The 25,458-nt window shown below is 56.6% G+C and carries 25 protein-coding genes and 1 pseudogene; 5 read left to right on the top strand and 21 right to left on the bottom strand.

Translation table 11 applies throughout. The features are described 5' to 3' along the window. Window positions 1–87: 87 nt before the first annotated feature. The 7 genes from ispG to pssA all read right to left on the bottom strand — a co-directional run bounded on the left by ispG (window position 88) and on the right by pssA (window position 6,629). Window positions 88–1,365, bottom strand: a complete 1,278-nt coding sequence (ispG, locus tag HMPREF2541_RS11170) for a flavodoxin-dependent (E)-4-hydroxy-3-methylbut-2-enyl-diphosphate synthase (RefSeq protein ID WP_064087327.1) — start codon at window positions 1,363–1,365, stop codon at window positions 88–90. A 9-nt stretch (window positions 1,366–1,374) separates the two neighbouring features. Next, window positions 1,375–2,265 carry a helix-turn-helix domain-containing protein gene (locus HMPREF2541_RS11165; protein ID WP_064087328.1) on the bottom strand — a complete coding sequence of 297 codons (891 nt, stop codon included), beginning with the start codon at window positions 2,263–2,265 and terminating at the stop codon, window positions 1,375–1,377. Further along, the gene (gene pilW, locus HMPREF2541_RS11160) at window positions 2,262–3,035 is read right to left on the bottom strand and encodes a type IV pilus biogenesis/stability protein PilW (RefSeq protein ID WP_003823680.1); all 774 of its coding nucleotides are present in this window, start codon (window positions 3,033–3,035) and stop codon (window positions 2,262–2,264) included. The genes HMPREF2541_RS11165 and pilW overlap by 4 nt, the downstream gene beginning before the upstream one ends. Window positions 3,036–3,040: 5 nt before the next feature. Further along, a complete protein-coding gene (rlmN, locus tag HMPREF2541_RS11155; protein ID WP_064087329.1) occupies window positions 3,041–4,132 on the bottom strand; it encodes a dual-specificity RNA methyltransferase RlmN in 1,092 nt (363 codons plus the stop codon). A gap of 126 nt (window positions 4,133–4,258) precedes the next feature. Next, a complete protein-coding gene (gene ndk, locus HMPREF2541_RS11150) occupies window positions 4,259–4,684 on the bottom strand; it encodes a nucleoside-diphosphate kinase (RefSeq protein WP_070543610.1) in 426 nt (141 codons plus the stop codon). A 207-nt stretch (window positions 4,685–4,891) separates the two neighbouring features. Further along, window positions 4,892–5,704, bottom strand: coding sequence for a sulfite exporter TauE/SafE family protein (locus HMPREF2541_RS11145; protein WP_003823676.1), 813 nt, complete (start codon window positions 5,702–5,704; stop codon window positions 4,892–4,894). Between the two features lie 136 nt (window positions 5,705–5,840). Then, window positions 5,841–6,629 (bottom strand): CDP-diacylglycerol--serine O-phosphatidyltransferase, encoded by a 789-nt coding sequence (gene pssA / locus HMPREF2541_RS11140; protein WP_003823673.1) that lies wholly within the window; start codon window positions 6,627–6,629, stop codon window positions 5,841–5,843. Between the two features lie 242 nt (window positions 6,630–6,871). On the opposite strand from pssA, the gene lpdA reads away from it, so the two are divergent. Then, window positions 6,872–8,674, top strand: coding sequence for a dihydrolipoyl dehydrogenase (lpdA, locus tag HMPREF2541_RS11135; protein WP_070543608.1), 1,803 nt, complete (start codon window positions 6,872–6,874; stop codon window positions 8,672–8,674). Window positions 8,675–8,819: 145 nt separating this feature from the next. Here lpdA and HMPREF2541_RS11130 read toward each other — a convergent pair whose 3' ends face one another. From HMPREF2541_RS11130 to HMPREF2541_RS11115, 4 genes are all read right to left on the bottom strand, one after another. Beyond that, window positions 8,820–9,962: a PilT/PilU family type 4a pilus ATPase gene (locus tag HMPREF2541_RS11130; protein ID WP_223417333.1), complete on the bottom strand. Its 1,143-nt coding sequence runs from the start codon at window positions 9,960–9,962 to the stop codon at window positions 8,820–8,822. Between the two features lie 125 nt (window positions 9,963–10,087). Further along, the gene (locus HMPREF2541_RS11125; protein WP_003823668.1) at window positions 10,088–10,531 is read right to left on the bottom strand and encodes a universal stress protein; all 444 of its coding nucleotides are present in this window, start codon (window positions 10,529–10,531) and stop codon (window positions 10,088–10,090) included. Between the two features lie 256 nt (window positions 10,532–10,787). Beyond that, window positions 10,788–11,558 (bottom strand): monofunctional biosynthetic peptidoglycan transglycosylase, encoded by a 771-nt coding sequence (mtgA, locus tag HMPREF2541_RS11120; RefSeq protein WP_003823666.1) that lies wholly within the window; start codon window positions 11,556–11,558, stop codon window positions 10,788–10,790. Between the two features lie 182 nt (window positions 11,559–11,740). After that, window positions 11,741–12,685, bottom strand: a complete 945-nt coding sequence (locus tag HMPREF2541_RS11115; RefSeq protein ID WP_070543606.1) for a LysR substrate-binding domain-containing protein — start codon at window positions 12,683–12,685, stop codon at window positions 11,741–11,743. Between the two features lie 443 nt (window positions 12,686–13,128). Between HMPREF2541_RS11115 and HMPREF2541_RS11105 the strand changes: the two genes are divergently transcribed. From HMPREF2541_RS11105 to secB, 3 genes are all read left to right on the top strand, one after another. Then, on the top strand, window positions 13,129–13,821 hold the full coding sequence (locus HMPREF2541_RS11105) for an OmpA family protein (RefSeq protein ID WP_003823661.1): 693 nt from the start codon (window positions 13,129–13,131) through the stop codon (window positions 13,819–13,821). Window positions 13,822–14,007: 186 nt separating this feature from the next. Next, the gene (gene dacB / locus HMPREF2541_RS11100) at window positions 14,008–15,435 is read left to right on the top strand and encodes a D-alanyl-D-alanine carboxypeptidase/D-alanyl-D-alanine endopeptidase (protein ID WP_081258936.1); all 1,428 of its coding nucleotides are present in this window, start codon (window positions 14,008–14,010) and stop codon (window positions 15,433–15,435) included. A 153-nt stretch (window positions 15,436–15,588) separates the two neighbouring features. Beyond that, window positions 15,589–16,050, top strand: coding sequence for a protein-export chaperone SecB (secB, locus tag HMPREF2541_RS11095; RefSeq protein ID WP_064087334.1), 462 nt, complete (start codon window positions 15,589–15,591; stop codon window positions 16,048–16,050). A 93-nt stretch (window positions 16,051–16,143) separates the two neighbouring features. Here secB and HMPREF2541_RS11090 read toward each other — a convergent pair whose 3' ends face one another. From HMPREF2541_RS11090 to HMPREF2541_RS12280, 6 genes and pseudogenes are all read right to left on the bottom strand, one after another. Continuing rightward, window positions 16,144–16,590 (bottom strand): acyl-CoA thioesterase, encoded by a 447-nt coding sequence (locus tag HMPREF2541_RS11090; RefSeq protein WP_049257954.1) that lies wholly within the window; start codon window positions 16,588–16,590, stop codon window positions 16,144–16,146. Then, window positions 16,583–17,725 carry an LpxL/LpxP family acyltransferase gene (locus HMPREF2541_RS11735; RefSeq protein WP_240075508.1) on the bottom strand — a complete coding sequence of 381 codons (1,143 nt, stop codon included), beginning with the start codon at window positions 17,723–17,725 and terminating at the stop codon, window positions 16,583–16,585. Before HMPREF2541_RS11735 ends, HMPREF2541_RS11090 begins: the two co-directional genes overlap by 8 nt. Window positions 17,726–17,839: 114 nt before the next feature. Continuing rightward, a pseudogene (locus tag HMPREF2541_RS12500) lies at window positions 17,840–18,247 on the bottom strand (glycosyltransferase family 2 protein); the annotation flags it as partial. Window positions 18,248–18,376: 129 nt separating this feature from the next. Then, window positions 18,377–20,101 carry a DNA recombination protein RmuC gene (gene rmuC / locus HMPREF2541_RS11080; protein WP_070543604.1) on the bottom strand — a complete coding sequence of 575 codons (1,725 nt, stop codon included), beginning with the start codon at window positions 20,099–20,101 and terminating at the stop codon, window positions 18,377–18,379. A 77-nt stretch (window positions 20,102–20,178) separates the two neighbouring features. Beyond that, entirely contained in the window at window positions 20,179–20,523 is a 345-nt protein-coding gene (locus HMPREF2541_RS11075) for a barstar family protein (protein ID WP_003823654.1), read from the bottom strand. A 208-nt stretch (window positions 20,524–20,731) separates the two neighbouring features. Further along, window positions 20,732–21,136 carry a hypothetical protein gene (locus tag HMPREF2541_RS12280; RefSeq protein ID WP_167746710.1) on the bottom strand — a complete coding sequence of 135 codons (405 nt, stop codon included), beginning with the start codon at window positions 21,134–21,136 and terminating at the stop codon, window positions 20,732–20,734. Between the two features lie 10 nt (window positions 21,137–21,146). Here HMPREF2541_RS12280 and purB point away from each other — a divergent pair, with 10 nt between their 5' ends. Further along, window positions 21,147–22,514 (top strand): adenylosuccinate lyase, encoded by a 1,368-nt coding sequence (gene purB / locus HMPREF2541_RS11065; RefSeq protein WP_003823651.1) that lies wholly within the window; start codon window positions 21,147–21,149, stop codon window positions 22,512–22,514. Between the two features lie 56 nt (window positions 22,515–22,570). Here the strand turns inward: purB and HMPREF2541_RS11060 are convergent, their stop codons facing one another. The 4 genes from HMPREF2541_RS11060 to rnc form a co-directional block, all read right to left on the bottom strand. Further along, on the bottom strand, window positions 22,571–22,939 hold the full coding sequence (locus HMPREF2541_RS11060) for a DUF4298 domain-containing protein (RefSeq protein ID WP_003823649.1): 369 nt from the start codon (window positions 22,937–22,939) through the stop codon (window positions 22,571–22,573). A gap of 110 nt (window positions 22,940–23,049) precedes the next feature. After that, complete coding sequence (gene era, locus HMPREF2541_RS11055) at window positions 23,050–23,964, bottom strand: GTPase Era (protein ID WP_003823648.1); 915 nt, start codon at window positions 23,962–23,964, stop codon at window positions 23,050–23,052. An 85-nt stretch (window positions 23,965–24,049) separates the two neighbouring features. Beyond that, window positions 24,050–24,481 (bottom strand): hypothetical protein, encoded by a 432-nt coding sequence (locus tag HMPREF2541_RS11050; protein ID WP_003823646.1) that lies wholly within the window; start codon window positions 24,479–24,481, stop codon window positions 24,050–24,052. A gap of 137 nt (window positions 24,482–24,618) precedes the next feature. Then, window positions 24,619–25,392, bottom strand: coding sequence for a ribonuclease III (gene rnc, locus HMPREF2541_RS11045; protein ID WP_003823645.1), 774 nt, complete (start codon window positions 25,390–25,392; stop codon window positions 24,619–24,621). Window positions 25,393–25,458: the final 66 nt, after the last annotated feature.

Below are 25,458 nucleotides of genomic sequence, written 5' to 3'. Positions count from 1 at the left end.
GTGGAATTTAGGGCTAATCTACGTCAGCCCCAAACAAAAAACCTTTGCCAGTGAAGCAAAGGTTTTATTTTTTGTATGCCAATCCGGCTAAGCTGGGCGAATGGGAATGATTTTGGCAGCTTGGCTGAGGCGTTTTTTGCCGCCTTCGCCATAGTTTTCGGCCACGTAGTTTTCCACAATCTGCAAAAACTCGGCAGCCATATTGTCGCCTTTGAGCGTTACTGCACGCTCGCCGTCCACATACACGGGGGCAACCGGGGTTTCGCCGGTGCCGGGCAGGCTGATGCCGATATCAGCCAGTTTACTCTCGCCCGGGCCGTTGACCACGCAGCCCATCACGGCCACGTTCAGGCTTTCCACGCCGGGGTATTTGTGTTTCCACACCGGCATCTGCATCCGCAGGTGCAGCTGGATATCGCGCGCCAGCTCTTGGAATACGGTACTGGTGGTGCGGCCACAGCCGGGGCAGGCGGTAACCATCGGGGTGAAGGAACGCAACCCCATGGTTTGCAGGATTTCTTGCGCCACAATCACTTCCTGCGTGCGCGAACTGCCTGGCTCGGGAGTGAGCGAAATACGGATGGTGTCGCCAATGCCTTCTTGCAGCAATACAGACAGTGCGGCGGTAGAAGCCACGATGCCTTTGCTGCCCATGCCGGCTTCGGTGAGCCCCAGATGCAGCGGATAGGCGCAGCGGCTGCCCAAATCGCGGTATACCTGAATCAAATCCTGCACGGCGCTGACTTTGCACGACAGGATGATTTTATTTTCAGGTAGCCCTAAATCCACGGCTTTTTGCGCGGATTCCAGCGCAGAGAGCACCAATGCTTCCTTCATCACAGCTTCGGGCGGCAGCGGCTCTGGTCGGTTGCGGTTGACATCCATCAGGCGTTTGGCCAGGCTTTGGTCGAGGCTGCCCCAATTCACGCCGATGCGTACGGCTTTGCCGTTTTCGGCTGCGGTGCGGATGAGAAAGGCGAATTTTTCATCGCCTTTCGTGCCTTTGCCCACGTTGCCGGGATTGATGCGGTATTTGGCCAAGGCCTTGCCGCATTCGGGAAACTCGGCCAAGAGGCGTTCGCCGTTGAAGTGGAAATCGCCGATGAGCGGGGTGGGGCAGCCCATGTCGTCGAGCCGGCTGCGGATTTCGGCCACTTTGGCAGCAGCCTGCGGGTTGTTGACAGTAATCCGCACCATTTCCGAGCCGGCTTCGCTAAGCTCTTTCACCTGCAAAGCGGTGGCTTCGGCATCAGCAGTGTCGGTGTTGGTCATCGATTGCACCACCACCGGCGAGCCGGAGCCGACGGTGATGTGTTCGATTTCTACCTGATGCGTGCGCCGGCGGGAAGGAAGGGTTGTGTTCATAAACGGTTGTTATTGTTGTGCGGCATCGTCTGAGCCGCCGGCAGTGAAGGCGGCGGTTTTTTGGTCGACCATGTGCTCGGCCACATTGATGTCGCGGCCGCTGTAGCTGGCCAGGCTGTTTTTGGCAAAGCCGATGCGTACGCGGTAGGGGCCGTTGCCGGAGAAGCGGTGTTCGCTGCCCGCAGGCACGATTTTGCTTACCAGCATTTGACCGTCTTTATCGGTTACGGTGAGGAAGGAACGGAAGCGCAGTTTGAGCACCAATTCGCCCTGAGCCGATTGGATGCCTGCAGCAGCCGGTGTAGACGCCGGGTTTTCCACCGGCTGCGGCTGGCTACCTGAAACCGCGGGCAGGGAGGCGGCAGGTGCGGAGGCTTCTTGCAGCGGCAACACCTGCACATTGCTGCTGTCTAAGTTGGGCGGCAGGATTTGGTTTTCCGGAATGCTGGTTTGGGCATTTTGTTTTTGATGTTCGGTGTTGGACTTCATTTGCCACAACACCACCACGCCCACAATCGCGGCAGCGGCGGCCACGCCGAAAATCCAGCGCGGGAAGGGCTTTTTAATCGGAGCGTTGTGGTAGGTCATCTTCACATTGCCATCTTCTTTGGCCAAGGGGCTTTGGAATTGGCTGGGGGCAACTATCTGCTCCAAATAGCTGTTTAATACGGCTTCGTCCAAATTCAGGTAGCGTCCGTAGCTGCGCAGAAAGCCGCGCACAAACACGGGCTCGGGCAATTTGCTGAAATCGGCGTTTTCCAACGCCTCCACCTGGCGGGCGGGCAGCTTGAGGTGTTCCGACACATCACCAAGCGACAGTTGTTGCTGTTCGCGGTTTTGGCGCAACAATTTGCCCAGTTCTTCAGCGGCAGCCAGTTGGGGGGTTGAGATCTCGGTCATTGGGGTCTTCCTGTGGTAATTTCTTGAAGTTCGGGCGAATACGGATAGTTGGTGCGCAGCTGCGCTTCGTATTCATAGGCAGCCTGGGTTTGGCCGCGGGTGCGGGCAATTTTCCAGCCCAACAGTAGGTCGTCGGCACTGAGGCGGTCTACCTTGCTTTGATATTGACGGAACTGGCGGTCGGCTTCGCCTAGGTTGCCTTCCATCATGCGTACGCGCGCCATTTCTTTCTGCGCGGGCGCAAAGCTAGGATCGGCAGCCTGGGAGCGTTCCAGATAGGCCATAGCCAGGTTGTATTGCCCCAAGCGGGCGCTACAGATGCCTTTGTTCATGTAGGCCACCTGCGGGCTGGGGTAGGTGGGATCGGCCAAGGCGCGGTCGAAATAGGCCAGGGCCTGGTTTGCACGGCCGCCGGAATTGCATAAGAACCAACCGTAGTTGTTGTTGATTTCTGCGCTGTCGGGTTTGATAGCCAAGGCGCGTTGGAAACTCTCTTCTGCTTTGTCCGGTACTTTCAAATATTGATAAATCTCGGCGCGTACCAGCCAAGCATTTTCGTTGCGCGGCTGAGCTTGCAGAGCTTCTTCAATTGCAGACACGGCAGCACGGTAGTCATGCGAATTCATGTATTCGATGGCCAGCTGGGTTTTGATGGCGGCAATTTCTTCCGGCCGGTTGCGTACTTCTTTGTTGCCGGTGTGGATGGTGATGCCGCCGCAGCCGGCGAGCAAAGCGAGCGTCGTCAGGGAGGCAATTAAACTTTTTTTCATGATAATCAACCTTTCACAACTTGTAATTGCAGCCATTTTTGTTGGCGGCGGGTTTTGTCTTGTACCTGTCCGGCCAGCTGGCCGCAGGCTGCATCGATGTCGTCACCGCGCGTTTTGCGCACGGTAACCACCAAGCCGGCCTGATATAAGATATCGCGGAATACACGGATATTCTCATCGCTGGAGCGGTTGTAGCCGGAATTGGGGAAGGGGTTAAACGGAATCAGGTTGAATTTACAGGGAACGTCTTTAACCAATTCCAACAGCTCGCGGGCGTGTTCGGGTTTGTCGTTTACGCCGTCGAGCATAACATATTCGAAGGTAACGAAGTCGCGCGGGGCTTTGACCAGATAGCGCTGGCAGGCGGCCATCAGCTCTTTGAGCGGATATTTTTTGTTAAGCGGCACAATTTCGTTGCGGATGGCGTCGTTGGGGGCATGCAGCGACACAGCCAGCGCCACCGGCATATCTTCTTTGAGCCTGTCCATCTGCGGCACCATGCCGGAGGTGGATACGGTAACGCGGCGGCGGCTGAGGGCGTAGCCGTGGTCGTCCAACATGATGGAGAGCGCGGTAACCACATTATCGTAGTTGGCCAGCGGCTCGCCCATGCCCATCATCACCACATTGGAAATCACACGTTCGTCTTTGGGGGTGGCGCCCAGTGCTTTGTTCGCCCACCATAATTGGCCGATGATTTCGGCGGTGGAGAGGTTGCGATTGAAGCCTTGGCGACCGGTGGAGCAGAAAGTGCATTCCAGCGCACAGCCCACCTGCGAGGAAATGCATAGCGTACCGCGGTCGGTTTCGGGGATGAACACGGTTTCTACGCCGTTGCCGGTGCCCACATCCAACAGCCATTTACGCGTACCGTCGCGGCTTTCCTGCGCAGCCATCAGCGCGGGCACACCCACTTGCGCACTCTCGTTGAGCTTGGCACGCAGCGATTTGGCCAGGTCGGTCATTGCATCGAAATCACCGGCTGCGCCTTGGTGCATCCAGCGCATCACTTGGCGGGCGCGGAAGGGTTTTTCCCCCATTTGGGCGAAATGGGCGGTGAGGCCGGCGAGGTCGTAGTTGAGCAGGTTGGTTTTCATATGAGCGCCGCAAATCGGCTGGTTGTGTTCTTAGGTTTTATGATTTATATATAAAGGCTTAAAGGCTACCTGAAAACTGCGTTTCAACACGTTTGAAACTTTCAGGTAGCCTGCAGCTTGGCCGGTTTAACGCGGGCAGATTTCCTGCTCGCCGAAGAAATAGGCCACTTCGATGGCGGCATTGGCCAAGCTGTCGGAACCGTGTACGGCATTTGCATCGATAGAGGAAGCAAAATCGGCGCGGATGGTGTCGGGGGCGGCTTCTTTTGGATTGGTGGCACCCATCAGCTCGCGGTTTTTAGCCACTGCGTTTTCGCCTTCCAACACCTGCACCATCACCGGGCCGCTGGTCATGAATTTCACCAGCTCGGCAAAAAACGGGCGCTCTTTGTGCACGGCGTAGAAGCCCTCGGCTTCCTCCCGGGAGAGGTGCTTCATTTTGGCAGCCACGATTTTCAAGCCGTTGCTTTCAAAACGGCTGTAGATTTTGCCGATAACATTTTTGGCCACGGCATCGGGCTTGATGATGGAAAGGGTGCGTTCAACGGCCATTTGGTTCTCCAATCTAATTCACTATCAATATATTGGCCGCTACGGATTTTTATCCCGCCCAAAGGCGTGCGGCTGGCGGACGGCATTTTAGCAAGTTTTCCGCGCGATTGCTTGTTCGGATACGGATTTTTGCATTTATCGGTTTTGGCTTGGTATATACGGTTTGAAGGCTACCTGAAAACTTAGGCAGAATGATGGCGTCTATCCCTATGCTCCGTGCAGCAATTTCCACAGCATCTGGCTGCCAATTACCACCATCAACACTCCAAATGCCCGCTTCAAACCGGCTGGTGGCAAGCGGTGTGCCGCTTTTACGCCCAAGGGCGCGAACAGTACCGTGCACGCCCCCAGCACCACAATGCACGGTACATACCAAAAGCCCACAGCACCCGCAGGCAGCCCCGGCACATTCCAGCCGGAAAATAGATAGCCCAGCGCCCCAGACACCGCTATCGGCCAGGCCAGCACGCTGGAAGTGGCTACTGCCTGATGCACCGGCACACGGCAATACATCATAAACGGCACCGACAACGATCCGCCGCCGATACCCACCCAGCTGGACAGCAGCCCGAACAGCCCGCCAATTCCCGCCTGCATCCGCCCGCTGGGCAGCGTGGCCGCCGGTTTGGGATTGAGCTGAAACAGGTTTTTCGCTGCCACCGAATAGCAAAATACGATAAACAACACCTGCAGGCCAAAAGTGGGAATCCGGTTCGACACCAGCGAACCCAACAGGCTGCCCGCCACCAGCCCGGGTGCCATGCGCCGCACGAATTCCCAGCGCACCGCCCCCTTTTTCTGCTGCGCCCACGCGCTGGAAAAGGTGGTGAATACCATCACTGCCATCGATGTGCCCACCGCCAAATGCTGGCCGTGCTCACCCGTGATGCCCTGCCTGCCCAACGACCACAGCACAATCGGCACGGTAACCGCCCCGCCGCCGATGCCCAGCAGCCCGGCCAAAAATCCTGCTATCGCGCCCACTGCTGCCAGCGGCAGCAATACTTCCATGCTCCACATTGCTTTGCCTCCACTCCAGCCAATCAACTTAAGCCGCCGCTATGGCGTTCTCACCTTGTATCGGAAATTCATTTGCTTGGCTATATAAAGCCGCTGCCGGAAAGCAAATCGGCAGCGGCGTTTCGTTTTTGACATTTCAGGTAGCCTCTGTTTCTTTTTCTGCTTCCTGTTGTTCTTTCTGCTTGCGGTCACGCTGCCAAAACCACATCACATAGCCCGACAAGCTATAGGCCAAAAACAGCAGGAACAACACCAACGAAGGTTCCCAAGTAATCACCAAAAAGCCGATCACGGCCAAGAGCAGTCCGAAAAACGGCACCTTGCGCCGCACGTTGATTTCTTTAAAGCTCCAAAACCGCACCTGCGCCACCATGGAAAGCCCGGCAAACAGCGTGATGATCAAGCACCACCAACGCGCCAGCGGCAGGCCACCCAGGTTGTGATCCATCCACACCAGCCCGATTACCAAAGCGGCTGCCGTCGGGCTCGGGATGCCGATAAACCAGCGTTTGTCCACCTTGCCGATTAAGGTGTTGAACAAAGCCAGGCGCAAAGCTGCGCAGGCGCAATAGATAAAGGCCACCGAATAGCCGATGCGCCCGAACTCGAAAAGCTGCCACTTATAGGCAATCAGCGCCGGTGCCACGCCGAAGCTCACCATGTCGGCCAGGCTGTCGAGTTGTTCGCCAAACGCGCTTTGGCTGTTGGTCCAGCGCGCCACGCGGCCGTCCATGCCGTCAAGCAGCATTGACACAAATACCGCTACCGCCGCCGTCTCGTAGTGGCCGTGCATAGATTGAGTAATGGCGAAAAATGCGCAAAACAAGGCCGTCAGCGTAAACGAATTGGGCAGCAGGTAGATGCTGTTTTGGCGGAAGGCTTCAAGGCGGCTGGCGGGCTGTTCGGGGGGGAGTGGCTGGGTCATTTGAGGCTACCTGAAAACTTGATAATGTAGGAGCCTAATTATATACCTATCCCGGCATCGCTGCGCCTGCAGCAGCAAAACCTGTGTTGATAAAGCTGCGGGGAAGGCAAAGAAGTGCGTTATAATCCGCCCCGTCGAGCAATTAATCGGGCTGAATGCCGAAAACTTGGCCGCATCGCAGCATTCCATTTTTCAGGTAGCCCTTTGTTAATTAATCTAATACTCAAGAAAGGCACAACACAATGAGCTTAATCGAATTGAAAGTACCCGACATCGGCGGGCACGAAAATGTAGACATAATCGCCGTGGAAATCAAAGCAGGCGATACCATCGCTATCGACGACACCCTGATTACGCTGGAAACCGACAAAGCCACCATGGACGTGCCGGCCGAAGCCGCAGGCGTGGTGAAAGAAGTGAAAGTGAAAGTGGGCGACAAAATCTCCGAAGGCGGCGTGATTGCCGTGATCGAAGCCGCCGGTGCGGCTGCCGCTGCCGAAGCACCGAAAGCTGCCGCCGCTGCGGCGCCGGAAGCCGCCAAAGCCGCTGCGCCCGCACCGCAAGCGGCACAGTTTGCCGGTTCTGCCGATGCCGAATACGACGTGGTGGTATTGGGCGGCGGCCCGGGCGGCTATTCCGCTGCCTTTGCCGCAGCCGACGAAGGCCTGAAAACCGCCATCATCGAGCAATACAGCACCTTGGGCGGCGTGTGTCTGAACGTGGGCTGCATCCCGTCTAAAGCGCTGCTGCACAATGCTGCCGTGATTGATGAAGTGAAACACTTGGTGAAAAACGGCATCAAATTCGGCGAACCCGAAATCAATGTGGACGAGTTACGCGGCTACAAAGAAAAAGTGATCGCCAAACTTACCGGCGGCCTGGCAGGTATGGCCAAAGCCCGCAAAGTGGACATCATCCAAGGTAACGGCCAATTCGTGGGTGCGAACCACATCGAAGTATCGCTCACCGAATCCGCCCAATACGAGCAAGCCAAAGAAACCGGCGCGAAAAAAACCGTTGCCTTCAAAAACTGTATCATCGCCGTTGGCAGCCGCGTGGTGAAACTGCCCTTCATCCCTGAAGACCCACGCATTGTGGACAGCACCGGCGCGCTGGAACTGCGCCAAAACGGCGGCAAACTGCCAGAAAAAATGCTGGTCATCGGCGGCGGCATCATCGGTCTGGAAATGGGCACCGTGTACAGCACGCTGGGCGCACGCTTGGACGTAGTAGAAATGATGGACGGCCTGATGCAGGGCGCCGACCGCGACTTGGTGAAAGTGTGGGAGAAAATGAACGCCCACCGCTTCGACAACATCATGACCAACACCAAAACCGTGGCCGTGGAAGCCAAAAAAGACGGCATCTATGTGACCTTTGAAGGTGAAAAAGCGCCGAAAGAGCCGCAACGCTACGACTTGGTGCTGGTGGCTGCCGGCCGCGCACCGAACGGCAAACTCTGCTCTGCTGAAAAAGCCGGCGTGGCCGTTACCGACCGCGGCTTCATCGAAGTGGACAAACAAATGCGCACCAACGTGCCGCACATCTACGCCATCGGTGACGTCATTGGCCAACCCATGCTGGCGCACAAAGCCGTGCACGAAGGCCATGTGGCAGCCGAAAACTGTGCCGGCCACAAAGCCTACTTCGACGCACGCGTGATTCCGGGCGTGGCCTATACCGACCCCGAAGTGGCTTGGGTGGGCGTTACCGAAGAAATCGCCAAACGCGATGGCATCAAAATCACCAAAGCCGTATTCCCGTGGGCCGCATCCGGCCGCGCCATCGCTAACGGCCGCGACGAAGGCTTCACCAAGCTGATTTTCGATGCCGAAAGCGGCTTGATTATCGGCGGCAGCATCGTCGGCACCCACGCCGGTGACATGATCGGCGAAATCTGCTTGGCCATCGAAATGGGCTGCGATGCAACCGACATCGGCAAAACCATCCATCCACACCCGACCTTGGGCGAAAGCATCGGCATGGCAGCGGAAGTGGCCAACGGCACTTGCACCGACTTGCCGCCGCAGCGTAAGAAGAAATAAGCGTTTGGCAGCTTAAACGCTGAATAGGAAAGGCTACCTGAAAAGTTTCAGGTAGCCTTTTTCATATGTTGGGTAGTTGCTAACTACGTTGCTAAGGCACCGGTCTATTTCGCCAAAGCTACGCTTTCAGGTAGCCTTTTCCGCCTTAGGCTTCGTCAGCTTCATCCATGCCGACGATGGCTAGGCTGTCGATGCCGGATTTTTCGTTGTTGCGGCCGCGTTTGCTGTTGAGCTGGATGTTGAGGCGCAAATCATTCACCGAGTCGGCGTTTTTCAGGGCGTCTTCGTAGGCAATGTGGCCGGCTTCGTAGAGGTCGAACAGGGATTGGTCGAAGGTTTGCATGCCTAAGTCGCGGGAGCGGGCCATGATTTCTTTCACGCCGTGGATGTCGCCATTCAAAATCAGCTCGGCAATCAGCGGGGAGTTGAGCAGCACTTCCACGGCGGCCACGCGGCCTTTGCCGTCGGGCTTGGGCACGAGGCGCTGGGAAATGAAGCCTTTGAGGTTGAGCGAGAGGTCATTCAACAGCTGGGTACGGCGCTCTTCGGGGAAGAAGTTGATGATGCGGTCGAGCGCTTGGTTGGAGTTGTTGGCGTGTAGGGTGGCCATGCAGAGGTGGCCGGTTTCGGCGAAGGCCAGGGCGTAGTCCATGGTTTCGCGGTCGCGGATTTCGCCGATGAGGATCACGTCGGGGGCTTGGCGCAGGGTGTTTTTGAGGGCGGCAAACCAGTTTTCGGTGTCCACGCCCACTTCGCGCTGGGTGATGATGCAGTTTTTGTGCGGGTGCACGAATTCGATCGGGTCTTCGATGGTGATGATGTGGCCGTGGCTGTTTTCGTTACGGTAGTCGATCATGGCAGCCAGGGAAGTGGATTTGCCGGAGCCGGTACCGCCCACGAAAATCACGAGGCCGCGTTTTTCCATCACCACTTGTTTCAAAATCGGCGGCAGGTTCATGTTGTCGAACTTGGGAATCTGGCTGGTGATCACACGGCACACGAGGGCGGCGGCACCGCGCTGAACCATGGCGTTGATGCGGAAGCGGGACACGCCGGCCAGGCTGATGGCGAAGTTGCATTCTTTGGTGTTATCGAATTCTTCGGCCTGTTTGTCGTCCATCAGGGCGCGGGCGATGAGGGCGGTGTGGTCGGCGGTGAGCGGTTTGTCGGTAATCGGGGTGAGCTTGCCGTCGAGCTTCATGGCCGGGGGGAAGCCGGTGGTGATGAACAGATCGGAGCCTTTGCTCTGCACCAGGTGGTTGAGCAGGCCATGGATGAATTTTTTCATCTCTTCGTTGTAAGCGGGGATTGCCATAGGACGTTTTCCATTTGGGTTAAGGTTGTGGAGTATTAGATGACGTTTTCAGGTAGCCTTTCTGCACGGGCAGGAGGCTACCTGAAAACATATTGAAGCTAGGCTTCGCTGTCCGGACGGCGGAACAGCAGCACGGGCATGGGGGCTTGGCGCAGCACGCCTTCGGCCACGGAGCCCATCAATAGGTGCAGCAGGCCGGAGAAGCCATGGGTGCCCATGGCGATGAGGTCGCACTCTTGGCGCACGGCCTCTTTAATCAGCACGTCAGAAATACGCATGCCGTCATTTTCCAGGGTGGAGACTTCATATTTCACGCCGGCCTGTTTCATCACGGCTTCGGCATGGTCGGCCACCTGCATTTCGGCCGCATACAGCTCTTCGGAATTAGGCAGGCGGCTGGCTTCGCGCTTGAGGTCGGTTAAATCCACTACGTGCACGGCCACCAATACGGCATCGGTTGCTTTGGCCAGCCGGCAGGTTTGCTCCAGGGCGTAGAGAGAGGTTTTGCTGTCGTCTATCGGAACGAAAATCCGTTGATACATTTTGCCACTCCTTTTAGTTGCTGGCAGCCGGGCAGGATTGCCGCCGCCAATTCTTTGCAGACCGAATCACTTTACCTGCGATGGGATTGTAAAGCAAATTGCATCACTTTACAGCGACTGCTCTATTTACCAAGGCAGGCTACCTGAAAACTGTGGCAGCTTGGCACGGCAACATCCCAACTGTACTACACAGCTTAAAGGCTACCTGAAAAACGGAATGGGTTTTTCAGGTAGCCTTTAATTGACAGATACCAAACTACTCTTCGTCCGGCGGCAAATCGGCGCTACCCATGCGGCGCAGGATGATGCGGGTTTTATTGCGCAGGCGGCGGTCGTTGCGGTGTTGCTGGAAGTATTTGGGGTTGGGCAGCATGGCAATGAGGGAAGCGGCTTCACCGGCGCGCAGGCGGGATGCCGGCTTGTGGTAATAATGTTGGGCGGCGGCTTCGATGCCGTAGATGCCTTCGCCGAATTCGGCCACGTTCAGATACACGGTGAGGATGCGCTCTTTGCTCCACATGCTTTCCATCATCACGGTAATCACGGCTTCTTCGGCTTTGCGCACGTAAGAGCGTTCGGCAAACAGAAACAGGTTTTTAGCCAGCTGCTGGCTGATGGTAGAGCCGCCGGCGCGGATGGTGCCGCTGCGCTGGTTGCGGCGCATGGCGTGTTCGATGCCGTTCCAGTCGAAACCGTCGTGGTTGCTGAATTGCGCGTCTTCGCTGGCGATGGCCGCCTGTTTCACCACGCGGGCGATTTGGCTGTCGTCCACCCAGGTTTGCTGCACGCGGGAGAAAGTGGAGAGGTTGTGGCGCAGCATAAAGGCGCTGGTGTGCACGGGCTGGCCTTTCCAATAGGCCAAGAGCAGGAAAACTAGCAGGTGGAAGCCCAGTAGGAGGAGGACGATGCTCCACACCAAGCGCTTAACCCAGCGGCGCAGCAAGCCGGGGCGTTTTTTGGCGGGTGGTGCAGCAGGTATGGGCTGGGGGATGGGGCTGGAAACGAGTTCGGTGGGCTGGGTATCCATCGGCAAATCGATAGTGACAAGACGGGGCGATTATAAAGGAATCCGGTTTTAATTTTGGTGAAGCTTATGTTTTGGCTTTGCCAAGACATCGGTTCAGGTAGCCTTTCAACATGGCCGACAGGCTACCTGAAAACATCAGCTCCAACCTGGCTTGTGTAAGGCTAAAGTGAAATAGCCAACCGTTAAATCGAGAAGTCTTCGCGGATGGGTTTGTATAGCGCCTGCTCGATGTGTTTGCGGGTGAGGCCGGGCAGGTAGAGCTGCATGAAATCGTAGGCATAGTTGCGCAGGTAGGCATCCTGCCGCACCACGATATAGGTGAATGATGGCTTAAACAAATGGTCGGCCGGCAGGCAAACCAAATCGGCATCGCGCTGCGGGTCGTAGGCAGCATCGGCTAGCAGCCCCACGCCCAAACCGGCACGCACATAGGTTTTAATCACGCCTGCATCCATACTGGAAAGCACCACCTGCGGTAAAGCCAGCTCGCTACCGGAAAAGGCCTGCTGCAAAGCCGTATCCTGCCCGGCCTCGGTGTAGCCGATGAGCGGCATGGACGATAAGTCTGCCAGGCTGATGCGGTTTTTATCCGCCAATTTGTGCCCCTGCGGCACCAGCACGCAGCGGTTCCAAGCCCGCGCGCTGATGTGGCGCAGCTCGGAATGGCGTGCATCCGCTTCCGAATTGATGGCGAAATCAGCCAAACCTTCGGCCACCATTCTATCTACAGCCGAAGGCTCGGCCGGCACTAGCGACAAGCCCACTTTCGGATACTGTCGGAAAAATTCGGCCACCACAGGCGGCAGCACATGCCGCGCCTGCGTGTAGGTGGTGGCAATGGTTAAGTGGCCGCTGTCCTGTTCGGCAAATTCGGTGCCGATGTTGCGAATGCTCTGTACATCGCGGAAGATGCGCTCGGCAATTTCCAGCACAGCCTGCCCCGGCGGGGTAACAGCCACAATACGTTTACCGTGCCGTACAAACAGCTGCACACCCAGCTCGTCTTCCAACAGCTTTATCTGCTTGGAAATGCCCGGTTGGGACGTAAACAAAATTTCCGCTGCCTCTGAAATATTCAGATTGCAGCGGTAAACCTCCAAAAAATAGCGCAGCTGTTGCAGTTTCATGATGCATCCAAGTGATATTTGTCGGATTTATGCGACAGGCCAACCGCCAAAGTGCCGTCGAAATCACCGGTTTCGCCTGAAACCAGAGAGGGCTGGATGGTATCATAGCCCGCCATCGTTATTTTGCCGCATGCCGGTAATTTGCGGCAGGATTTGTTGTTTTTTAGCAACTTATAGGGAAATATCCCTTTCTTTTGCCATTATCCTGCTGACAGTTAGGGTAATTTTGGGCATGATTGGGCACGTAGGAAACGGAGGTGCCCGTGCAGCGGGTAACCAATTCCTTATTGACAGTTCGGGCACGGTTTTTTATAGTGGTACCCCGAATATATTTGGATTACCGCAGTATTTGGGCGGTCCGTATATGGTGATTTTTGTGAAGGCCGGCATGCTGCAAAGCTTGCCAAGTCTGCGCATAACAAACTTTTTGATGAGGGAATAACATGACCAAACAGCTTAAATTAGGCGCTTTGTTCTTGGCCTTGGTTGCTTCCGGTGCCGCCATGGCGGACAGCAGCTTCAACAATGAAAAATACGGCTATACCATCAGCCAGCAGTCTCGCGAAGTGGTTCGCTCTAACTATGAGCCTAAAGGTGCTCACGAATGCTGGGAAAACAGCTTCTTGAACGCTGAAGTAGATCGCTTGGGCTTGGTAGAGTGTGGTGACCGTCAGGCAGAAGCTCCTGCTCCTGCTGAACCGCAAGTACGCGAAGAGCTGGTATCTCTGTCATCCAACTTCCTGTTTGGTTTTGACAAATTCAATCTGCGTCCTGAAGCTCGCACCACTTTGGATGAGCTGGCTCAGCGCCTGAGCGGCAGCAACGTACAATCTGTGCGTGTTGAAGGTAACACTGACTTCATGGGTAGCGATGCCTACAACCAACGCCTGTCTGAACGTCGTGCTAACACTGTTAGCGAGTACCTGGTTGGCCGTGGCGTACCGGCTGAGAAAATCTCTGCCGTTGGCTTGGGCGAATCTCAAGCTAAGATGACTGAACAGTGTCAGCAAGAAGTTCGCAACTTGGGTCGTCGCGTTTCTGCCGCTCGCAAACGTAGCGCTCTGATTGCATGTATCGAGCCGGATCGTCGCGTAGACGTTCGTATCCGTACTCTGGTTGAACAGCCTGCTCAGTAATCGCTAACTGATTAGCGTTCAATACTGAAAAACCGGACTTTATACAAAGTCCGGTTTTTTCGTGCGTACTATTTGTAGCTAGAGGCAACATAAAGAAATAGCTGCTTGCACTACATCTCCCATTGCCTATATAGGTGCGATGGCGCAAAATTCGCCTGCTGGAAAATATTTTATTAAAAAAATCTTATGCTGGAAAAACTTCTACTTCTCTGCCAAAACTGTTCTCGCCTGCTATTAGCATTCGCGCTCTTCTTTTATTTTCAGGTAGCCTTTGCTATCGATTTCGGCCGTATTCAACCGGATGAGGCTGCGGTTTATGTGCAAGACCTCGACAGCGGTGAGGTGTTGCTTACGCATCGAGCCGATGTTTCTATGAATCCCGCCTCCACCATGAAATTGGTGACCACCTTCGCCGCCTTGCGTGGATTAGGCGGTGATTACCGTTGGCAAACCCAGTGGCGCAGCAGTGGCACAGTAGCTAATGGCGCACTGCAAGGTGATTTATATTGGGTGGGCAGTGGTGATCCTGCTTTCGACCAGCCCGATCTGGTGGATATGCAGCAGCAGCTGGTGCGGCAGGGCATTATGTCGTTAAATGGCAAAGTGGTGTTGGATCGGCGTGTTTGGGGTGGTCTTGCTAGTGCAGAAGGTTTTGAAAATGATGCAGATGAAAGCTTTGTTGTGCCGCCCGATCCCCATATGATTGCCTATAAAGCCCTTTGGATTACTGCCGCCCGCAATGAGGCTGGGCAGCCAGATTTTTTGCTCAACCCGCCACTCTACGGCATTCAAACCGATCTCAGCCAACTCACCGAAACCGACGGCCGATGCGGCAAACTTTCCAATCATGTTTCCGCCAAATTTGAAAACGGTATGCTGGTGTTCCGCGGCCGCCTGCCGGCTGCATGTATGGGCGAGAAAATGTTCATTAATTTGTTCGATGCCCCACGCTTTGCCGAAGAAAGTTTTCGCGGCTATTGGCTTGCGCAGGGCTTGGGTGGCCTATATGGTTTTGGCCGGGGAGCTGCCCCCAGCAACAGCCGCATCTTGGCCACGCACTTTTCCAAACCGTTAGGCGAAGTGCTGACCGATATGAACAAGCACTCCAGCAATCTGATTGCACGCAGCGTTTTTCTCACGCTTGGCCACCAAGCAAACGGACCACACAGCGTACAGAATGCCGAGGCCGCTGTGCGGCGGCAGCTGGTGTCGGCCGGATTGGATGACGAAGCGCTGGTATTGGAAAACGGCTCCGGCCTTTCCCGCCGTGAACGGCTTACTGCCCGTTTTCTCGGCAGCATGCTGTTTCAGGCCTACCGCTCCCCCTTCCGCGATACTTTCATTCACACCCTGCCGATTGCCGGTACCGACGGTACCCTACGCGGCCGCTTCCGTCAGCTAGGCCGCTCGCTGCGTATGAAAACAGGTACGCTGCGCGACGTGCGTGCGTTGGCCGGCTACTGGTTGCCGCCCAATGGACGCAGGCTGGCCGTGGTGGTGATTATTAACAGCCACCGTTCCGGCGGCTATCTGCCTGATATGGATGCCATGGTGCGCCGGATTGTGCATGATGCCGATAGATTGGATAACGTTCAAACCGTACCCGCTCAATAATCGGCAAATGCAACGGGAAATCTGCCGAATACCTTATCCCACAAGGAAAAGCTGGCAAAGTGGAGCATTTTCAGGTAGCCTAATGCAGTTTATAGCGGATCAATCCGCCATATTTCCATTTTGACTTTTTCACCCCCTTCTCAGGAGTAAACCATGAGCGAACAAGAACAACAGCAACCGATTTTTAACGTAGAAAGACTGTATGTAAAAGATTTGTCTTTGGAAGTGCCGCACGCACCGGAAGTATTCCTCAGCCAAGATGCTCCGAACGTGGAAATCCAGGTACACACCGATTCTAAAAAACTGGAAGAAGAACACCACGAAGTAACCGTTACCGTAACCGTGACCGCCAAGTTGCCTGATGGCAAAGTATTGTTCCTGAACGAAGTGGCGCAGAGCGGCATTTTCCGTTTGGCAAACATTCCGGAGCAAGATGTGAAAGTATTGCTCGGCATTGCCTGCCCGAACATCCTCTACCCCTATGCCCGCGAAGCTGTGTCTTCCTGCATCACCCGTGCCGGCTTCCCGCCCGTGGTATTGATGCCGATCAACTTCGAAGCTATGTACGAACAGCAACAAGCCGCCGCCAACACTCCGGCTGCCGGCAACGCTTAATCGGCTATTGGCAAACAAAACAGGCGATGACAGAAGGTCATCGCCTGTTTTCTATAGCAGAAAACCATTATTCCAATAGCCTTTCAGGTAGCCTCAATCCTTGGCCAAGGGCGCAAACCCTTCAAATTGCCGCATGGCATTTTGCCAGCTTGCGGGGGTTTGGAATTGCATTTCGCCGTTGTCGATGCGTTGTGCGACTTGGGTGGTGTGGGCTTGGGTGAGTTTGGTGCCGCTTTCTGCGTCGCGCAGGATGTAGTCGATGCGCAGGCAGCTTTCATATTCGGTTACGGCCATTTCCACGCGGATTTTCTGGCCGAAGCGGGCGGGGCGGATGTATTTGAGATCGAGCTTCACCACTGGCCAGGCGTGGCCGTGTTTGAGCATGACGGTGTAGTTGTAGCCGATGGCATCGAGCAGGGCGCAACGGGCGATTTCGAGGTATTTGACATAGTGGCCGTGCCAGACGATCTGCATCACGTCTACGTCGAAAAAGGGGACTTCGATTTCGGTGTGGTGGCGGCAGTAGATGTGTTTAGCCATGCGGGGTGTTGCTCCAGAAGTCGTAGAAGTTGAACCATTGCAGCGGCACGCGGGCGGCGTGGGCGGCCAAAACGTCGGCGTACTGTTGCGCCATGTTTTCAATCACTTGTTTGCGCGTGGCGGCTGTCCAGCTTGGGGCTACCTGAAAACGCTTCAGACATAAATGATAACGACCGTGTTCTTTTAACACGAAAACAGTGTTGGTGGGCGCGCGCAAGAGGCCGGCGAGCAGCCAGGGGCCTTGCGGCAGATGGGCGGTGTGGCCGAGGAATTGCACGGGCACGGTTTTGTTGCCGCGCACGGGGGTGCGGTCGGCGGCGATGGCGAGCCACTCTCCGGCATCAAGTTTTTGCGAGAGCTGGAGCATTTTTGCCGCGTCGAGGTCGGCTACCTGAATCAGTTGCAAATCGCTGGCGCCGGCGGCTTTGAGGGCGCGGTTGAAATCTTCGGCATGGGCGTTGTGCACCAGCACGTTGAGTTTGAAGCCTTGGTGGTGGGAGACGAGGGCGCGGCACACTTCGATGTTGCCCAGATGCGAGCAGATGAGGATTTGGCCGCGTGCGTTGTGGTTATCCACATCCGCATACAGGTTGTCGGGGTCTTCCACCACGAGGTCGGGCACGGTGATTTTATGCTGCCACACGGCGAAGCGGTCGGCCACGGCTTGGCCGAAGGCCGCGAATTGGCGGTATACGGGGAAACGCGCGGGCAGCGGTGCGGCGGGAAAACTGTTTTTCAGGTAGCCCTGATATTGGCGCACGCTGCGGCGTTGGGCGGCAGAGGTGAGGTAGAAATAGGCGGCAACGAGGGCGGCAATGCCGTGCACCGGCCACAGGGGCAGGTAGAGCACCAGCCATTCGGTAATTTTGAGGAAGAGGCGGTGGCCGCGTTCGCGCTGTGCCGACCAATGCGCCTGTTCGGTTGGTGCCGTTTGAGGCCGTTTGAACAGGCGGCCGATGCGGCGGGCAACCATGCCGCAAAACAGGCGGGCGTGCATTTTGCTGATGAGCAGGTTGTCGCGGCGCAGGTTGAAGTGCGAGATGCCGCCCTCTGCGTAGCGCACGGGCGTGTCGAGCCAAACGAGGGGTACGCCCGCCCAATGCAGTCGGATGAGGATTTCGTTGTCGAAATCCATGCGCTCGCCGATGACGGCACCGCCGTATTGGATGGGCAGGACAGCATCCAGCGGATAAACGCGGAAGCCGCACATGCCGTCTTTGATGTCGAACGACCAAGTGTGCAGCACGTTCCAAAAATCGGTGATTTTGCGGCCGTAGAGCCGCGATTTGGGCACGTCGCCGCTGTACACCGGCCGCCCGCATACCACGGCTTGCGGCTGCGACTGTGCGGTTTCGATAAAGCGCGGGATGTCGGCAAAGCTGTGCTGCGCGTCGGCATCAATCTGCAAAATGTGGCTGAAACCTTGCTCCGCCGCCAATTTGAAACCCCATTTCATCGCACTGCCTTTACCGCCGTTCACCGGGCGGAAGGCTACTTGAACGCCTTCTTCACGCAAGGCCTCCAAACCGGCGCGGCAGTCTTCGCCCGAGCCGTCGTCCACCACCAAAACGGGCAGGCCGCAATCTCGCAGGGCGGAAACCACCTGCGGCAGCGTGTCGAGATGTCGGTAGTGGGGGATGACGGCGAGGAGTTTCATGATGGGGCGGGAAACGGTGGGAAAACGGGATTTTAACAAAAGGGGGAAAAGGCTACCTGAAAATCGGATGGGATTGTTTTCGCTTCGTTGCGGCTTGTGTGCTGGCTTTGCCAAGACATTGTTGCTTTTTCAGGTAGCCTCTGGATGCCCGCCGTCTGTTTTGTCTTCCAGCATCTCCGCCCCTTCGCTGCCGGCTTGCTCCACCAGCTGCGCATCGAGCCGTTTGCCGGCTTTCACGCCCATTTGGCGCAGTTTTTCCACGCGGTCGACCAGGTTGCCGCGGCCGCTGTAGAGCTGTTTGTAGGCGGTTTGGTAGCTATCTTGCGCCTGCTGGAGGTTTTTGCCCACTTTTTCCAGGGTTTCCACGAAGCCGACGAATTTATCGTAGAGTTTGCCGCCTTCGCTGGCAATCTGCAGGGCATGGCGGTTTTGGTATTCGTGCCGCCAGATGTTGGCCACGGTGCGCAGGGTGGCCAGAAGCGTGCTGGGGCCGACCAGGATGATGCGTTGGTCGAAACAGGTTTGGAAGAGCTCGGGGTCTTGTTGCAGGGCGAGCAGGTAGGCGGGCTCTACGGGTACGAACATGAAGACGAAATCGAGCGATACCAGGCCTTGGATTTCATCGTAGCGTTTGGCGGCGAGCTCTTTGATGTGCTGGTGTATCGAGGCGAGGTGGGCGGCGAGCTCGGCTTCGGCGGCTTCGGGGCTTTCGGCGCGGGTGTAGCGCACGTAGGCGGTGAGCGATACTTTGGAATCGACGATGATTTGTTTGTTGTCGGGCAGGTTGATGAGCACGTCGGGCTGGAGGTAGCGGCTTTCACCGTCGCTGTCGGTTTGGCGGCCGCCGCTTTGCACGAAGTATTCGCGCCCTTTCACCAGGCCGGAGTTTTCCAGCACTTTTTCCAGAATCATCTCGCCCCAATTGCCCTGGCTTTTGTTGCGGCTGCCGGTGAGGGCTTGGGTGAGGGCTTGGGCATCTTGGTGCAGCCGGGCGTTGAGCTGTTGCAGGCGTTTGAGCTCGTTTTCCAGCGTGAGCCGCTCTTTGGCTTCTTTTTCGTAGGTATTTTGTACGAGTTGGCTGAAGCCTTGCAGTTTTTCGCTCAAGGGATTGAGCAGTTGGTCGAGCTCTTGGCGGTTTTGCTCGGAAAAACGGCGGCTTTTTTCTTCGAGGATTTGGTTGGCGAGGTTTTGGAATTGTTCGCCCAAGTTTTGGCGGGCTTGGTTGAGCAGGGCGATTTGTTCGGCGTGGGCTTGCTGCTGCTGTTCGATTTGGGTTTGCACGCGCTCGTGCTGCAGGCGGCTGGCGGCCAGCTCTTGGCGGGTGGTTTCGTAGCGCTGTTGGAGCTGCTGTTGCCGTTCGGCAGCTTCGGCCAGTTGGCGGTCGAGGTGTTGTTTGGATTGTTCGGCAGCCACGGCGCGGGTTTGCCAGCTTTGGGCTTCTTCTTGTTCGGCGGCGGATTGCTGCTTGGCGGCGGCGGATTGCTGCTTGGCGGCGGCGAGCTCGCGCAATAGCTGTTGCTGCCGTTCGGCCGCTTCGGCCAGGCGGTTGGTGAAATGTTGCACTGATTGCTCGGCGGCGGCGGCGTGGGTTTGGTAATCCTGTGCGGCTTGGCGGGCAGCAGAAAGCTGCTGTTGGCTGTCGGCCAGGCTTTGGGCGGTGTGGCCGAGTTGCTGTTCGTTTTGCTGACAGACTTGCTGTTGCAGGGCGAGCTGGTGTTGCAGGCGGTCGGCTTCTTGCTGGTGGCGGTGTTGCGCGGCTTGGTGGCGGGCGTTTTGCCACAGCCAAACGATGAGTGCGCACAGTAGGGCGGCGGCGAAGCAGGCGATAAGCAGGACGGGAAGGGTAAAGGTCATAAAAGGCTACCTGAAAACGGTGTTTGGGCGCTAAAGCATGAGCTTCAACGACGTTTAAATGGGGAGCGGTTGGCGGTTTAATCCGCTATCGAAATCCGCACGATTTTATGCTCCTGCGGGTTGCCATGCCAATAATCGCGGTACAGTTCCAGGCAGTCGGCAATGCTGGCAAACAGTTTGGGCTGGCGTTGCTTGAGGTCGGCCAGGCCGCAAAAGGCGATGTGGATTTCGCGTTGCGGCAGCCAGCCCAAGTCGCGCATACAGTCGTTGAGCGAATCGAGGCCGCCGCTAAAATAGGCGGGCAGCTCGAAGGCTTCCTGCATGCGCTGCATCAGGTTGTGCGGGGTTTTGATGCGGGATAAATTCACGCTGATGGCAAGGGCATCCGGGCTGGTTAGGGTTTGACGGATAAAGCGGCTCATGGAAGTTTATTGTGCGCTAGTCTGAGAGTAAACGAATTTTGTGAGATATATGTTAGGGTTTCGGCAGCTTACCAAATTTCAGGTAGCCTTCGCCATTTCCTGCCTGCTCGCCTTTGCGCCTCATGCCGGCGCGGGGCACTCAATTTAGCTATGCAAAAACAAGCCCTCCTGTGGAGGTCTTATTTTAACTTTGTTAAAACGAACCCTTCTAACGAAGGCTTTGTTTTTGCTTCGCAGAAACTCGTCCTCCTTCGGAGACCTCGTTTTCTTTGCTTCGCCAAAGAAAGGGAGCAAAGAAAGGCGACTGCGGGCACAGGTTTGGCTTTGCCAAACTTCCCTCACTTCGCGCGGTTTTTCGGGCGCAAAGAGAAATTGGATTAGCTGCAACTTGCGGCTGCGCCGCTTCGGGCATGCAAGCCCTTGTTCCCCGAAAAACCGCACTCCGTTCGGCTGCTCCAGCAGAGAGGGCGTTGCGGCAACCGTTCGTACCCCCCATCTTCCGCGTTTGGTTATCGGGAAAGTTCATCAATCTATGAATTATGAATTCTACCGCTTTCAGGTAGCCTTCTCGCTTTTCGGGTAGAATACCGCCGTTTTGTTGGCCTTTTTTCATAGGAAACCACATGTCTGCCCTGCTTGCCCTTTCCCCGCTCGACGGCCGCTATGCCGCCGCCGTTGAAGCCCTGCGCCCCGTTTTTTCCGAATACGGCCTGATCCGCGCCCGCGTGCGCGTGGAGCTGGAATGGCTCAAATCGCTGGCTGCCGCGCCCGAAATTAGCGAAGTGCCGCCTTTTTCTGCCGCCACTTTGGCCGAAATCGATGCCGTGATTGCCGGTTTTTCGCCTGAACACGCTGCCGAAGTGAAAGCCATCGAAGCCACCACCAACCACGACGTGAAAGCCGTGGAATACTGGCTAAAACAGCGCTTCGAGAGGCTACCTGAAATCCAAAAGGCAAACGAATTCATCCACTTTGCCTGCACCAGTGAAGACATCAACAACCTTTCCCACGCCCTGATGCTGCGCGAAGCCCGCGATAGCGTGCTGCTGCCCAAGCTGGCCGAAATCGCCGCCAAGCTGCGCCAAATGGCACACAGCTTGGCCGCCCAACCCATGATGAGCCGCACCCACGGCCAGCCCGCCACCCCCACCACCCTAGGCAAGGAAATCGCCAACGTGCTTGCCCGTTTGCAGCGCCAAACCGCCCAGCTGGAGAAACAGGAGTTTTTGGGCAAAATCAACGGCGCCGTAGGCAACTATAACGCCCATCTCTCCGCCTACCCCGATATGGATTGGGAAGCGCATTGCCACCGCTTTGTCGAACAGTCGCTTGGGCTCACCTTCAACCCCTACACCATCCAAATCGAGCCGCACGACTACATGGCCGAGTTCTTCCAAACCCTCAGCCGCATCAACACCATCCTCATCGATTTCAACCGCGACGTGTGGGGCTATATTTCCCTTGGCTATTTCAAACAAAAAGTGAAGGCCGGCGAAGTCGGTTCCTCCACCATGCCGCACAAAGTGAACCCCATCGACTTTGAAAACTCCGAAGGCAACCTCGGCACCGCCAACGCTATCCTCGGCTTCATGGCCGAGAAACTGCCCGTATCTCGCTGGCAGCGTGACCTGACCGACAGCACCGTGCTGCGCAACATGGGCGTGGGCGCAGGCTACACCCTGCTCGGCTGGGCCGCCCACCTGCGCGGCCTGAACAAACTCGAAGCCAACCCCGCCGCCATGCAGGCCGACCTCGACGCCACCTGGGAACTATTGGCCGAGCCCATCCAAACCGTGATGCGCCGCCACGCCGTGCCGCAGGCCTATGAGCAGCTCAAAGCCCTCACCCGCGGCCAAGACGGCATCACGCCCGCCACCCTCCAGTCCTTCATCCGCGGCCTCGACATCCCTGAAGAAGCCAAAGAGCGCCTGCTCGCGCTTACCCCCGCGCTGTATGTGGGCAAGGCGGAAGAGCTGGCCAAGCGGATTTAAGGCCGCCTGCTGACATCCAACAAAAAGGCTACCTGAAACTTTCAGGTAGCCTTTGTTTATTCATCGGTTGCTGCTGGATCGAAGTGGAAGCGGTTTTGCGGATCGAGCTCGCGGGTGGCGGCGCGCAGCCAGGCCCAGGCCAGGTCGTATTGCTGCTGGAAGGCGTTCCATAGGGCGTCTTCGCTCATGATGCTGTATTCGCCTTCGGTGGCCAGGGAAACGGGCAGGCCGCTTTCGATGGCTTGGTGCAGCGGCATATATTCGCGGTCGTAGAAATCAGACATTTCGCGCATCAGCTGCATGGCGTGCTGCCATTGCTCCTGAGCGGCTTCCAACTCGGGCAACAGGCGCTCCCATTCGCGGTAGAGGGATTGAATGCGGTCGATGCGTGCTTGGGCGGCTTCGGGGGTGATGGGGTTCGACATATTGCCTCCGGTGGGGATGGTTGGGTGAAATGTGGTGTTTGGTTGATATAGGTGGCAGGCGGGCAGAAATGTTGAGGCTACCTGAAAGCATGCGCTTCAACGAAGCATCCCTACAGCCCGAATTCCTGCAGGAAGCGGGCATCATCCGCCCAGCCGGATTTCACTTTCACCCAAACCTTGAGGAATACCTTGGTTTCAAACAGTTTTTCCATATCCAGCCGGGCTTCGGTGGAGATTTTTTTCAGTTTTTCGCCGCCTTTGCCGATGATGATGGCCTTTTGGCCGTCTTTATCCACCAACACGGCGATGTAGATGCGGTATAGCCCGTCTTCTTCTTCAAATTGTTCTACCGCCACGTTGGCGGCATAGGGCAGCTCTTCGCCGAGGTGGCGGAACAGCTTTTCGCGCACGATTTCGGCGGCCAGGAAGCGGGCAGAGCGATCGGTTACCGCGTCTTCGGGGTAGAGCGGCACACTTTCGGGCAGGTGGGGGCGCAGCCGGGCGAGCAGCTCGCCGATGCGCAGCCCATGTTTGGCGCTCACGGCTTCCGCGCCAGCAAAATCAAACTCTCGGCACACGGTTTCGATAAATTCTTCCAATTCGGCCTTGCTGTTGGCGCGGTCGATTTTGTTCACCACCAAAATCACGGGCAGGTGTTTGGGCAGCAGGCGGATCACGGCGCGGTCGGCTTCGCTGAAACGCATGGCTTCCACCACGAAAGCCACCACATCTACGCCGCCGATGGCTTCGGTAACGTTTTGGTTGAGCCGGTCGTTGAGCGCGTTGCGGTGGCGGGTTTGGAAGCCGGGGGTGTCCACGAAGATGAACTGGCTGCGCTCATCGGTATAAACGCCGGTGATTTTGTGGCGAGTGGTTTGGGCCTTCTTGCTGGTGATGCTGATTTTCTGGCCGATGAGGTGGTTCATCAGCGTGGATTTGCCCACGTTCGGCCGGCCAACGATGGCCACGAAGCCGCAGCGGAAGGCGGTTGGATGTTTGGTGTTGGAATAATTCATGTTGTTCATATGGATATATTTTCAGGTAGCCTGTGCGGAATGCTCAATAGGCTACCTGAAAACGTGGGCTTCAACAAAGCTAAAATGTAGCGGCTTAGTTTTTAATGCGAACTTTGTCTTCTGGGTTGCCGAACACGATTTCGGGCAGATTCCACTGTGCCATGAGTTTGTTCAGCGCTTTGATTTTCACCATGCGCACGGGTTTGCCGGCCAGAATGGGGGCGTTGATGGCGAAGCGGTTGATGCCGAGCAGGAAGTTGATGCACTCCTGCACCAACATATCGTTGCCTTCAAAGCGGATTTCGGTGGCGCTGGTGAGCATGCCGGTGCCTTTGGCCCACACGCCTTTGTCGTTCAGTTTATAGCCGTTCTCCTGTGCCCAAGCTTGCCATTCGGGTGAGTTTTCCGCACCTTCCGGCACGTGGATGCGCAGCTCGGGATAGTCTTTTACCGCGTTTTTGGAGGAGAACCATAGGAAGAAAATGCCGATAAATGCGCCGAATAAGACGCTGAACACAAAAACCATGATTGAATCCTTTATTAAGTTGAAAATGAGTGGCTAATATATAGCATGCCGTTTTCTGTCGGTAAATCCTGCCTGTAAGGCTTGTTTGTATTAGCTCAAATATTATTGGCCTGAATGATAGCGGCATCAGCAGCGATTCAGGCACGGGATTGGCGGTGTTTTTTGTTTTTGCCGGGCAGGGGGTGATGTTCCTGCAGCCAATCCAGCGCCTCTTTGGCCGCAGCTTGTTCGGCGGCGCGGCGGCTGGCGGCTTGGGCGCGGGTGATGTGGGCGAGTTCGCCCAGATCGCAGGCGATATCGAAACGGGCATCACAGCCCTCGCCGGACTGGTGTTCAATGCGGTATTTGGGCAGGGGCAGGCGGCGGGCTTGCAGGGCTTCTTGAAGCAGGGTTTTCGGGTCTTTGCCCTGGTTGCTTAAGTCGATGTTGGCAATGCGCCGGGCAAACAGGCGGCGCACGGTTTGCTCGGCGGCGGCGAAATCGGCATCGAAGCTGATGGCGGCCAGCAGGGCTTCCACGGCGTCGGCCAGGATGGAGGGGCGGTCGAAACCGCCGCTTTTGAGTTCGCCCACGCCCAAATAAAGCGCGTCGCCCACGCCCATGCTGCGGGCGATTTCGGCGAGCACGTCTTGGTTGACCAAATTGGCGCGCAGGCGGGAGAGTTCGCCTTCGCTATAGCCGGGGAAGGCGTCGAACAGCATTTTGGCCACGCTGTAATCTAGGATGGCGTCGCCGACAAACTCGAAGCGTTCGTTGTTTTGGGCGCTGTAGCTGCGGTGAGTAAGCGCCTGCTCGAAGAGGCGGGGATTTTGGAAGCTGTGGCCGAGATGGCGTTGCAGCTCTTCGCCGGCCCGGGCGCGGCGCGGATCGGGCTTCGGGATCTTGCGGGGTTTGGCGGTGGGTTTGCTCATGATGGCGGGATTATATCGGGTTTGGCGGTGCGGCGCAGGCAATAGATGATTTTCGGGTAGCCTCTA

This window comes from Eikenella sp. HMSC061C02, from assembly GCF_001809035.1.
Lineage (GTDB): Bacteria > Pseudomonadota > Gammaproteobacteria > Burkholderiales > Neisseriaceae > Eikenella > Eikenella corrodens.
This window is presented reverse-complemented; position numbering and strand designations above follow the sequence as displayed.

Coding starts and splice junctions, on each gene's coding strand:
- rmuC (WP_070543604.1), bottom strand. CDS start 20,101: ATGACCTTTACCCTTCCCGTCCTGCTTATCGCCTGCTTCGCCGCCGCC.
- lpdA (WP_070543608.1), top strand. CDS start 6,872: ATGAGCTTAATCGAATTGAAAGTACCCGACATCGGCGGGCACGAAAAT.
- HMPREF2541_RS11105 (WP_003823661.1), top strand. CDS start 13,129: ATGACCAAACAGCTTAAATTAGGCGCTTTGTTCTTGGCCTTGGTTGCT.
- rnc (WP_003823645.1), bottom strand. CDS start 25,392: ATGAGCAAACCCACCGCCAAACCCCGCAAGATCCCGAAGCCCGATCCG.
- HMPREF2541_RS11125 (WP_003823668.1), bottom strand. CDS start 10,531: ATGTATCAACGGATTTTCGTTCCGATAGACGACAGCAAAACCTCTCTC.
- era (WP_003823648.1), bottom strand. CDS start 23,964: ATGAACAACATGAATTATTCCAACACCAAACATCCAACCGCCTTCCGC.
- HMPREF2541_RS11115 (WP_070543606.1), bottom strand. CDS start 12,685: ATGAAACTGCAACAGCTGCGCTATTTTTTGGAGGTTTACCGCTGCAAT.
- secB (WP_064087334.1), top strand. CDS start 15,589: ATGAGCGAACAAGAACAACAGCAACCGATTTTTAACGTAGAAAGACTG.
- HMPREF2541_RS12280 (WP_167746710.1), bottom strand. CDS start 21,136: ATGAAAAAAGGCCAACAAAACGGCGGTATTCTACCCGAAAAGCGAGAA.
- HMPREF2541_RS11050 (WP_003823646.1), bottom strand. CDS start 24,481: ATGGTTTTTGTGTTCAGCGTCTTATTCGGCGCATTTATCGGCATTTTC.
- HMPREF2541_RS11075 (WP_003823654.1), bottom strand. CDS start 20,523: ATGAGCCGCTTTATCCGTCAAACCCTAACCAGCCCGGATGCCCTTGCC.
- ispG (WP_064087327.1), bottom strand. CDS start 1,365: ATGAACACAACCCTTCCTTCCCGCCGGCGCACGCATCAGGTAGAAATC.
- HMPREF2541_RS11145 (WP_003823676.1), bottom strand. CDS start 5,704: ATGTGGAGCATGGAAGTATTGCTGCCGCTGGCAGCAGTGGGCGCGATA.
- ndk (WP_070543610.1), bottom strand. CDS start 4,684: ATGGCCGTTGAACGCACCCTTTCCATCATCAAGCCCGATGCCGTGGCC.
- dacB (WP_081258936.1), top strand. CDS start 14,008: ATGCTGGAAAAACTTCTACTTCTCTGCCAAAACTGTTCTCGCCTGCTA.
- HMPREF2541_RS11735 (WP_240075508.1), bottom strand. CDS start 17,725: ATGGATTTCGACAACGAAATCCTCATCCGACTGCATTGGGCGGGCGTA.
- rlmN (WP_064087329.1), bottom strand. CDS start 4,132: ATGAAAACCAACCTGCTCAACTACGACCTCGCCGGCCTCACCGCCCAT.
- HMPREF2541_RS11090 (WP_049257954.1), bottom strand. CDS start 16,590: ATGGCTAAACACATCTACTGCCGCCACCACACCGAAATCGAAGTCCCC.
- HMPREF2541_RS11130 (WP_223417333.1), bottom strand. CDS start 9,962: ATGAAAAAATTCATCCATGGCCTGCTCAACCACCTGGTGCAGAGCAAA.
- HMPREF2541_RS11060 (WP_003823649.1), bottom strand. CDS start 22,939: ATGTCGAACCCCATCACCCCCGAAGCCGCCCAAGCACGCATCGACCGC.
- mtgA (WP_003823666.1), bottom strand. CDS start 11,558: ATGGATACCCAGCCCACCGAACTCGTTTCCAGCCCCATCCCCCAGCCC.
- pssA (WP_003823673.1), bottom strand. CDS start 6,629: ATGACCCAGCCACTCCCCCCCGAACAGCCCGCCAGCCGCCTTGAAGCC.
- purB (WP_003823651.1), top strand. CDS start 21,147: ATGTCTGCCCTGCTTGCCCTTTCCCCGCTCGACGGCCGCTATGCCGCC.
- pilW (WP_003823680.1), bottom strand. CDS start 3,035: ATGAAAAAAAGTTTAATTGCCTCCCTGACGACGCTCGCTTTGCTCGCC.
- HMPREF2541_RS11165 (WP_064087328.1), bottom strand. CDS start 2,265: ATGACCGAGATCTCAACCCCCCAACTGGCTGCCGCTGAAGAACTGGGC.